The following is a 2,487-nucleotide window of genomic DNA, read 5'->3' as shown; positions in this document are numbered from 1 at the left end:
GGAGTGGGGAGTGGGGAATGGTGAAAGTATTTTTTATTAGCCTTTAGCCTTCAGCCTTCAGCTTTCAGCCTTCGGCATTCATCCTTCATCCTTTTGACTATAACTATAAAATATTTTCTCTAACAGATGGTGCCGGAGTTTTGTTGAGGTTGGTAACGCGGCGTAAAACACCATTGATAAATCGATACCCTTCGTCATCACTGTAGCGTTTGGCTATTTCTATAGCTTCATTGATCGCCACGCGATCGGGAATCCCGATAAATTCGATTTCTGCCACAGCAATTCGCAAAATATCTCGGTCAATTCTCGGTAGACGGTTGATCTGCCAATCCTGGAGAGATTGAGTCAAAATTTCATCAATCTCCACTTGTCTACGGTTGATGGTTTGGAGAATCTCTAGGGCGTAGGATCTGACTTCTCTCTGGTTAGATAATTGGATAATTTCTGGCATTTCTACCGCTATTCCGAGGCGATTGATGGCACGCTCAGTCAGTTCAATCGCATCACTCACCATTGCTTTCGCACTCCGCACGTCGGTGGCGCGGGTTTCGCTAGTTAGGAGGCGATCGCTTCCTCGTTTGAGTTCGGCAGATGCTGTTTCTAATGCTTCATGAATTTCACCTGTCAGAGTACGTACTGCTGCTAGAACTAGATTTGTTAGCTGTTCTTGTTCTAGTTGCTCAATGGAGTTAGTGATTTGGGATAGACTCAAAAGAGCCAATTCGCGGGCAATTCTGCGGGGTTGTTGCATTTAACTATAACCTTTCTTCTGTGGGTAAAATCTGGGGAATGAGATCCGGTATTGCTTGTTCCAGGTGCTTGTTATTATATTTTTTTTGTGTCGCCACTACTAGTGAGGAATCTGTAGGGGTAACAATCCCACCAGAAATGATCACTTTGAAGGCATCTTCGATGGACATTGAGAGATTAAGTACTTCATCTTCTCGCACGATCGCGTACCATCCGGTTGTGGGGTTGGGTGTTGTCGGGATGAAAACACTCAACATCTTATCATTCATCTGAGATTGAATATCTCGACTCGCTGTACCCGTGACGAAGGCGATCATCCACATCCCTTGACGGGGATATTCTAATAAAATGACCCGACGAAATTTACTGTTAGAGTCTTTAAGTAGTGTCTCTAATAGTTGTTTTAGGGTTTTGTAAACTGAGCCAGCTAAGGGAATTGCCTGTAAAACTCGTTCCCCAAGATCCAGCAACCACCGCCCGACAATGTTGCGAGCCATTAAGCCAATCAGCAAAATAAACAGGAGTGGCACAGTCAGCCCCACCAGTAAATTTAACAGATTGACGAGAATGGGGTGGAGGTTATCATAAGGATTGATTTGTTTGGGGATGCGGGTGAGCAGATCGATCACCCAACTAGCGATCGTAATCGTTAGCCAGATGGTGGTAGCGAGGGGAATCACTACTAGAAGACCTGCAATTAGGTCATTTTTTAAGTCCTGCTTAAAGCGTTGGATCACAAAGCACTAAGTCTCCTTCCTAGCTCTAAAATTCTGTCATTCCTGCGACAATCCCTGGTCTAATCTGGCACGAGATGGGATAGCTATCGGTAGCAAATGGTTACCTCTTGGCGCTATCGCAGGCGATGGCAGATCGCAAACTTTGACCAAACTAACCGGGAAGTCTTCTTCGTCTAAGGTTCCATCTGTATTTTCTAATATTGTAAATAATTGTTGCAATATTTGACATCTTGATTAAGATTTGGCTGCCTCTGCCAGTTTTCACCAAAAAACGAGCGGGAGAGCAACTGGCTGTCTTCCACGGGGAGGAACGCGGCTGCGACTTGAGTCGCCGTCAAAATAGTGGAAATTGTCATCTTCTGGTCTGTTCTACCCATTACCGCCTTGGAGTTGCTCGACTCGGTGTACTTTTGTAATGCACTTTCAACAGGACTTTTCAAGCCCCTAGCTGTCTTCTATGGGGTTCCTGACTTCTATTTTACCTCTCTTGCGCCATTTATCTTGCTTTGACTGGCAATACGGACAAAGGCTCATGACAAAAATTTCTGCACCACCTGCCAACCTGTGAATGAAACCCAAGCTAATCCTACCAATAGGGCAATATTCGTCCCGACATGAACCGCGCGTACCCAATGTCGCTGGGGCGTAATTTGGGTCGCACTAGCGGCTGATACCAAAACTAATACTACTACAGACCAGCCAGCAATGAAATGTCCTGAATGCCCCAAATTACCATAATGACCGATTGTACCCACAATACCAATTCCTAGCAATAGCAAAACTAGACCCACCATGATCCACCCGATAATGTAGTGGGAGATTGGCAACCACTGTGGTTTTGGATGGTGAGATTGGCGTTTGGAGAAGATAAAACTACCAGTAATAGCCAGTAACAAATAGGCAAACAGCGACAAGCCCATTGACCAAGCCGCTATTTTCCACAGCCAGAGAAAAGAGGGCAAGTGCATGGATTTAAGGGAAGAGGGGACAAGGGGGAGAA

4 protein-coding genes are annotated in these 2,487 nt (G+C 45.4%); all 4 read right to left on the bottom strand.

Translation table 11 applies throughout. The features are described 5' to 3' along the window. Positions 1-103: 103 nt before the first annotated feature. The 4 genes from nusB to NJ959_RS28505 all read right to left on the bottom strand — a co-directional run bounded on the left by nusB (position 104) and on the right by NJ959_RS28505 (position 2,455). Positions 104-751, bottom strand: a complete 648-nt coding sequence (gene nusB / locus NJ959_RS28520) for a transcription antitermination factor NusB (protein ID WP_254015138.1) — start codon at positions 749-751, stop codon at positions 104-106. 4 nt (positions 752-755) lie between these two features. Continuing rightward, positions 756-1,487, bottom strand: a complete 732-nt coding sequence (locus NJ959_RS28515; RefSeq protein ID WP_254015137.1) for a DUF502 domain-containing protein — start codon at positions 1,485-1,487, stop codon at positions 756-758. Between the two features lie 194 nt (positions 1,488-1,681). Continuing rightward, complete coding sequence (locus NJ959_RS28510) at positions 1,682-1,927, bottom strand: hypothetical protein (RefSeq protein ID WP_254015136.1); 246 nt, start codon at positions 1,925-1,927, stop codon at positions 1,682-1,684. Between the two features lie 90 nt (positions 1,928-2,017). Continuing rightward, a complete protein-coding gene (locus NJ959_RS28505) occupies positions 2,018-2,455 on the bottom strand; it encodes a DUF4079 domain-containing protein (protein WP_254015139.1) in 438 nt (145 codons plus the stop codon). Positions 2,456-2,487: the final 32 nt, after the last annotated feature.

Origin of the sequence: Limnofasciculus baicalensis BBK-W-15 (assembly GCF_024178385.1) — a bacterium.
GTDB classification, from domain to species: domain Bacteria; phylum Cyanobacteriota; class Cyanobacteriia; order Cyanobacteriales; family Coleofasciculaceae; genus Limnofasciculus; species Limnofasciculus baicalensis.
Note: the sequence above shows the minus strand (reverse complement) of the source record. Positions and strands in the feature narration are given on the sequence as shown.